Consider the following 331-nt stretch of genomic DNA (forward strand, 5'->3'; position numbering starts at 1 on the left):
GGTCGAGAAGGCCGCCCTCGACGCCCTGCTGGCGCGCCTTTCCGGCCAGGGCTTCGATCCGCGCAGGCTGCTGTACACCCGGCAGGAGTGAACACGGTGTACGTGGCCACGGCTTGCAATATCACTCACAGTGTTGACGACAAAACAAACATTCACCTCATCAATAACTGCAATTGGAAATGTGAATTAGGAATTCCACGGCGCAGCGGCTACAGTGGCCTTTTCGTCCACCCGGCGCCGGGCGCGGTCGTTCTTCGGCGCCACGCCGCGGGTTTCATGCACCAGCGCGCCGCCGCAGTCGCCGTACACGCCGGTCGTGCTGACGTAGGCC

The 331-nt window shown here is 62.8% G+C and carries 1 pseudogene; it reads right to left on the reverse strand.

Annotation, left to right across the window (positions count from 1 at the left end):
• Positions 1 to 225 precede the first annotated feature (225 nt).
• Positions 226 to 331 (reverse strand): annotated as a pseudogene (locus tag KVT32_RS32360) (SDR family NAD(P)-dependent oxidoreductase); the annotation flags it as partial.

This window comes from Achromobacter sp. GbtcB20 (assembly GCF_019091095.1).
In the GTDB taxonomy this organism is placed as follows: Bacteria; Pseudomonadota; Gammaproteobacteria; order Burkholderiales; family Burkholderiaceae_B; genus Achromobacter; species Achromobacter mucicolens.